Origin of the sequence: Streptomyces sp. NPDC021100 (assembly GCF_044333095.1) — a bacterium.
Lineage (GTDB): Bacteria > Actinomycetota > Actinomycetes > Streptomycetales > Streptomycetaceae > Streptomyces.
The window spans coordinates 193,348-199,620 of record NZ_JBIRQH010000005.1; the positions used below are offsets into that span (position 1 = coordinate 193,348).

At 75.4% G+C, this 6,273-nt stretch carries 5 protein-coding genes; 2 read left to right on the forward strand and 3 right to left on the reverse strand.

What is annotated here, in order from left to right:
- Positions 1–54: 54 nt before the first annotated feature.
- Together ACH4PU_RS12990 and ACH4PU_RS12995 are read right to left on the reverse strand one after the other, a co-directional pair.
- A complete protein-coding gene (locus ACH4PU_RS12990; RefSeq protein WP_398270411.1) occupies positions 55–573 on the reverse strand; it encodes a (2Fe-2S)-binding protein in 519 nt (172 codons plus the stop codon).
- Complete coding sequence (locus ACH4PU_RS12995; RefSeq protein ID WP_398270414.1) at positions 564–1,469, reverse strand: FAD binding domain-containing protein; 906 nt, start codon at positions 1,467–1,469, stop codon at positions 564–566. The genes ACH4PU_RS12990 and ACH4PU_RS12995 overlap by 10 nt, the downstream gene beginning before the upstream one ends.
- A gap of 427 nt (positions 1,470–1,896) precedes the next feature.
- On the opposite strand from ACH4PU_RS12995, the gene ACH4PU_RS13000 reads away from it, so the two are divergent.
- The gene (locus ACH4PU_RS13000; protein WP_398270417.1) at positions 1,897–3,612 is read left to right on the forward strand and encodes a PucR family transcriptional regulator; all 1,716 of its coding nucleotides are present in this window, start codon (positions 1,897–1,899) and stop codon (positions 3,610–3,612) included.
- 24 nt (positions 3,613–3,636) lie between these two features.
- Here the strand turns inward: ACH4PU_RS13000 and ACH4PU_RS13005 are convergent, their stop codons facing one another.
- Positions 3,637–4,269 (reverse strand): transcriptional regulator, encoded by a 633-nt coding sequence (locus tag ACH4PU_RS13005; RefSeq protein ID WP_398270421.1) that lies wholly within the window; start codon positions 4,267–4,269, stop codon positions 3,637–3,639.
- A 528-nt stretch (positions 4,270–4,797) separates the two neighbouring features.
- On the opposite strand from ACH4PU_RS13005, the gene ACH4PU_RS13010 reads away from it, so the two are divergent.
- A complete protein-coding gene (locus ACH4PU_RS13010; protein ID WP_398270424.1) occupies positions 4,798–6,024 on the forward strand; it encodes a threonine synthase in 1,227 nt (408 codons plus the stop codon).
- The last annotated feature ends 249 nt before the right edge of the window (positions 6,025–6,273 follow it).

A 6,273-nucleotide genomic window follows, 5' to 3' on the forward strand; every position in this document is an offset into this window, starting at 1 on the left:
CGCGGCGGGGCCGCCGGTCAGGCCGCCACTGGGCGAAGGTCGTTCACTCACGTCTCAGCCCTCCCGTCCGGCCCGGCCGTCCGGACCGCCTTCGACCCCGCCCCGCGCCGCCGCCAGGCGTACCGCGTCGAGGATCTTCTCGTAGCCCGTGCACCGGCAGAGGTTGCCGGAGAGGGCCTCGCGGATGTCCGCGTCGGACGGGTCCGGGTCGCGGGCCAGCAGGTCGTCGGCGGCGACGAGCAGGCCGGGGGTGCAGAAGCCGCACTGCACGGCGCCCGCGTCGACGAACGCCTGCTGCACCGGCGCGAGTCGGCCGTCCGGCGCACCCGCGCGGGCGGCCAGGCCCTCGACGGTGACGATGTCGCGTCCCTCCGCCTGCCCCGCGGCGACCAGGCAGGCGCAGACCGGGACGCCGTCGAGGCGGACCGTGCACGAGCCGCATTCGCCCTGCTCGCAGGCGTTCTTGGAGCCTGGCAGGCCCAGGCGCTCGCGCAGGACGTAGAGGAGGCTCTCACCCTCCCACACGTCGTCGGCCCGCTGCGGCCGGCCGTTGACCGTCATGTTCACGCGCACAGCCCGTTCCCCTCCCCCGTCTCCCCCGTCGTCCCGTCCGTGTACTGCCGCCACGCCCAGCCGAGCGTGCGCCGGGCCATGACCCCGACCGCGCGGCGGCGGTAGGCCGCGCTGCCGCGCACGTCGTCGATGGGGGCGCAGGCGGCCGACGCGAGGGCGGCGAACTCCTCGGCGGCGGCGGCCGGTACGGGCCGGCCGGTGTCCCAGCAGCGGCCCTCGTCGAGGGCGGCGGCCAGGAAGTCCTCCGCCGCCCGCGCCCGGACGGGCGTCGGCGCCGCCGAGCCGATGCCGGTGCGGACGGTCCGGGTGTCGGGGTGCAGGGCGAGGCCGAAGGCGCACACGGCGATGACCATCGCGTTGCGCGTGCCGACCTTGGCGAACTGCTGCGGCCCGGCGGCCTTCCGGACGCGTACGGCGCGGATCAGCTCGTCCGGGGCGAGGGCGTTGCGCTTGACGCCGGTGTAGAAGGCGTCGATCGGTACGAGCCGGGTGCCGCGCACCGACTCCGCCTCCACCACGGCGCCCGCCGCGAGCAGCGCGGGGTGGGAGTCGCCGGCCGGGGAGGCGGCGCCGAGGTTGCCGCCGACGCTGCCGCGGTTGCGGATCTGCGGCGAGCCGACGGTGCGGGCGGCGAGGGCGAGGCCGGGGAGCGGGCCGGACAGTTCGGTGATCACCCGGGCGTACGGGACGGCGGCGCCGAGGCGGACGTCGGGTCCGTCGGTCTGCCACGCGTACAGCTCGCCGATGCGGGTGAGATCGAGGAGGTGGCTGGGGCGGCGGTGGTCGAAGTTGATCTCGACCATCACATCCGTGCCGCCCGTCAGAGGCACCGCCGTAGGGTGCTCGGCCTTGGCGGCCAGCGCGTCCTCCCAGCGGTCGGGGCGCAGGAAGTCCATGGGCGTTTCTCTTCTCGCTCTGGTCCCGCCGCCGGGCCGTGGCCCGCCCGGCCCACCCGATCCGCCGGCGAACGCCGCCCGCCGCCCGGCCCGCCCCTGCCGGCCGCCCGGCGGCGGGGCGGACACGGCCGTACGGGGGCTGCGCGGGGCGGTGCGAGGACGGTGCGGGGACCGTGCTTGGGCCGTTCGGGCGGCTCCGGGCGGGTCGGTCGTGGGGGAGGTTCGGGTGGGGGCCGGCGCCGGGTCGATGCCGCGTGCAGCCAGTACACAGAGACTTCACCGGCAGGGAGCAGTCACCGAAACCATGAAGCGGTTGGCTGGTCACGCCCACCGTCTTGTAGATTCGAACGAAAGGCGAAGCACGGAAACCTCACGGCTTCGCACCGGTAACACGACGACACACGAGAAAGATCGGCGGCGACCCACCATGCGGCTGCGCGCACTGCTGGAGACCGACGCGCTGGGCCTTCGACTGCTCGGTGGCGAGGACGAGCTCGACCGCACCGTCCGCGGCGTGATGACGACCGATCTGCGCGACCCGAGCCGCTACCTCTCGGGCGGCGAACTCGTCCTCACCGGCCTGGCGTGGCGCCGGGAACCGGCCGACTCGGAGCGTTTCGTCCGCATCCTGGCCACCGCCGGGGTGGCCGGGCTCGCGGCGGGCGAGGCGGAGATCAGCTCCACGCCGGACGACCTGATCGAGGCCTGCGCCCGGCACCGGCTGCCGCTGTTCTCCGTGGACGAGACGGTGTCGTTCGCGTCCATCACCGAGCACGTCGTCCGGCAGGTCTCCGGCGAGCGCGCCGGCGACCTGGCCGCGGTCGTGGACCGGCACCGCCGGCTGATGACCTCGGGCCCGGCGGGCGGCGGCCCGGAGGTCGTCCTGGACCTGCTCGGTTCGGACCTGGATCTGCGCGCCTGGGTCCTGTCCCCCACCGGCCGCCCGATCGCAGGTTCCTCACTGGCCGGTGCGGGGCCGGCGCTGTCGCCCGACGTCAGCGCCGTGCTGGCGGGCGAGCACCTGGCCGCGGCCCGCTCGGGCCGCCGGGGCCCGCACCGGGTGACGGCGGGCGGCGCCACGTACTCCCTGTTCCCCATCCGCGGCACGTCCGCCGGCCCGGCCGACCCGCGCGAGACCGTCCTGTCCGACTGGCTGCTCGCCGTGGAGGCCGACGCCGGCGACTGGCCGGCCGAACGCCTCGACCTGCTGCACGGCGTCACCCAGCTGATCGCCGTCGAGCGCGAGCGGCGCGAGGCCGTCCGCACGGTCCGCCGCCGGCTGGCGCAGGAGGTGCTGGAGCTCGTCCAGTCGAACGCCGCGCCGGCCGAGATCGCCGCGCGGCTGCGGGTCGCCGCGCCCGTCCTGATGCCCGGGCCGGGCGCCGCCCCGCACTGGCAGGTCGTCGTGGCCCGCGTGGAGTGGACCGACGGCGAGACGGCCGCCGCCCTCCCGGCCGGGCCGATCGCGCAGAGCCTGCTGGAAGAGGCGCTGGTCGACCCGGACGCGACGGGGACCGAGCCGTCCGAGCGGATCGCCGTCGCCCACACGGACGACGAGGCCGTCGCCCTGGTGCCGCTCCCCGCGGCCCCGGCCGTGGCTCAGACGGCCACCGACGAGGACCGGCCGGCCGGTGCCGGCGCCGGGACCGGCCTGCACGCCGACGCGCTGCTGGCCGCCGTCCGCGCCCCGCTCTCCCGGGGCCTCGACGGCGACGGCCGCCTGACCTTCGGCGTCAGCGCCGCCGTCCACTCGGCGGAGGGGCTGCGCGGCGCCCTGGAGGAGGCCCGGCACGCCCGCCGCGTCGCCGCCGCCCGGCCCGGGCGCGTCTGCGCGGCCGGCCACCAGGAGCTGGCCTCGCACGTACTGCTGCTGCCGTTCGTCCCCGACGACGTGCGCCGCGCGTTCACCGCCCGGCTGCTCGACCCCCTGCGCGAGTACGACAACCGGCACCGCGCCGAGCTGATCCCGACCCTGGAGGCGTTCCTCGACTCCGACGGATCGTGGACGCGCTGTGCGACGCGGCTGCACCTGCACGTCAACACGCTGCGCTACCGGGTGGGCCGCATCGAGCAGTTGACCGGGCGCGACCTGTCGCGGCTGGAGGACAAGCTGGACTTCTTCCTGGCACTGCGGATGAGCTGAAGGGTGCGGGGGGCTGGTGGCTGCTCAGTCCGGCGCCCGCCGCTCCCCCCGTACCAGCCCCAGGTCGGCGTAGACCGTCGCCCGCGACACGCCGAGCCGTTCGGCGACGACCAGCGCCGAGCGGCTGAGCCGGAACACCCCGCGGGCGTCCAGCGCCTCGATCACCCGGAGCCGGCCCTGCCGCGAGTCGTGGGCCAGCGGCCGGCCGAGCCGTTCCTCCTCCTGCTCGATCACGGCGGTGACGACCTCGCCGATGTCGTCCGAGAACACCGTCGTGGCCGCCGGTGCGGCGTCCGCCGTGCCGACCAGGGCGGCCATCGCCTTGGCGGCGAGCCGGAGTTCGGTGATGTCGAGGTTGACGCAGAGCGACCCGAAGACGTGCCCGGAGCCGTCGCGCAGCAGCAGGGTGGACGACTTCACCGTGCGCCCGTCGGGCGTCTTGGTGACATAGTTCAGCTTGTCCCGCGCGGTGTCGCCGCGCGCCAGCATCTCCAGCCCGATCTCGCTCATGGCCCCGCCCACGGACCGCGACGTGACGGATCCGGCGAGGGCGACGACGCTGGCGTCCGGGGTCCGGTAGTCGTGCAGCACCACCTCGCACTGGGTGCCGAAGGTGGCGGCGAGGCCGTCGACGACCGGGCGCAGGGCCCGGAGCACGGCGTCGGCAGTGCCGTCCGTGACCTGCGGGGCCTCCGGGACGGCCGCGTTCTCGTGAGATGGGGGTGTGGACGGAGGCGCCGGCGACTTTGGTGCCGCCGGTCGTCCCGCCGATGCCTCTGATCCCGCTGATGCCGGTGATGTCATCCCTGCCTCCGCACGCCCATCGGCTTCGCCGGACCGTCCGATCCCGTCCCGCGCGTCCGGAACGAGACTAGAAGTACGTCATCGGGGTTACGTGCTTCAACCCTTGACGAACTGTCCAGATCGCTGGACACTCTGCCTGGGTGGGGAGTTGACCATGGTTGTCAAGGGCCTTGTGGTGCACATGGTTTGTGCGCGGACTGTCCATGGTGTCAACGGGCCGCCGGACTGCGGAAGGCGTGCGGAAAGCGCGCGGGGACGCGTCGGCGGCGTGGGAGGAAAGCGGCCGGCGCATGACCGTCCGTACGCAGCGGCGAGGTGGCCGCACCGCTTCCGCTCCCCTGCCCCGTGATGCACGAGGAGGACACGAGGAGGAGAGGCACGATGCGTTTTCCGGCCGATGGGCCCTACGGTCCGTTCCATCCCCACGCCCCGCACGCCCCCTCGGTTTCGCCTGACTCGTACGACCCGGACGCCCCGTGCGGCACGGTACGGCTGCGCTGCACCACCTGCGGACGCCTCCACGCCCTCGCCGACCTGGCCTGGCGGTGCGCCGACTGCCACGGCCTGCTCGACGTCCACGGCTTCACACCCGCCATGCCCAACGCCGTCGAACTCGGGCGGCGCCCGCCCACCCTGTGGCGGTACGCCGAGGCGCTGCCGGTGCCGGGGCCGCCCCGGATCAGCCTCGGCGAGGGCATGACCCCGCTGATCAGCGCGCCGGGCCGGCCGGACGTGCTGCTGAAGGCGGACCACCTGATGCCCACCGGTTCGTTCAAGGACCGCGGCGCGGTGCTGCTGGTGGCGCTGGCCGCCCGGCTGGGCGTACGGAAGGTCATGGCGGACAGCAGCGGCAACACGGGGACGGCGGTCGCCGCCTACGCGGCCCGCGCGGGCCTCGCCTGCGAGGTGTACGTCCCGGCGGCCACCTCCGAGGGCAAGGTGGCCCAACTCCGCGCCTACGGCGCCGAGGTGCACCGGATCGAGGGCTCCCGCGAGGACACCGCCACCGCGGCGGCCCGCGCGGCGGAGGAGCCCGGGACGTTCTACGCCAGCCACGTGTACCACCCGTTCTTCCCGCACGGCACCAAGACCTACGTCTTCGAGCTGTGGGAGCAACTGGGCGGCCGGCTGCCCGGCACGCTCGTCCTCCCGGCCGGGAACGGCACCCTGGTGCTCGGCGCCCGCCTCGGCTGCCAGGAACTCCTCGACCAGCGGCTGATCGACCGCCTGCCCGCCATCACGGCGGTGCAGGCAGCCGGTTGCGCGCCCCTCGCACGCGCCGCCGCGCTGGGCGGCGACGTGCCGGAGCGCATCACCGCCGAGCCGACCGTCGCCGAGGGCATCGCCATCGCCCGGCCGGCCCGGGGCTCCCAGGTCCTGCGGGCAGTACGGGAGACGGGGGGCACGTTCGTGACGGTCCCGGAGGACCGGATCGTCGCGGCCCACCGCGAACTCGCCCGCCACGGGCTGTACGTGGAGCCGACGTCCGCCGTCTGCTGGGCGGCGCTGCAGGAGGGGCTGGTGCCGGAGCACGCGGTGGAGGGCGACCGCCCGTTCGCGGTGGCGCCGCTGTGCGGGAACGGGCTGAAGGCGAAGCCGCCGGAGTGAGCGGGGGGGCGGGCCGCCCCCCGGTATTCGCGGTCAGCGGTTGGGGGTCCGCAGCTTGCGGCCCGCGGCTTGCGGTTGGCGGTTGACGGTTGGCGGGCCGCGGCCCTTGGCCGTCACGGTCCTTGGCCGTCACGGTCCTCGGCCGTCACGGTGCGCGGCCCGGGGGCTGCGGTCCTGTCCTGGGCCTGCGGGCCTGGTTCGGGGCCGGGGCCCAGGTCCGCGACCCAGGTTCGGAGCCGGGGCCAAGGC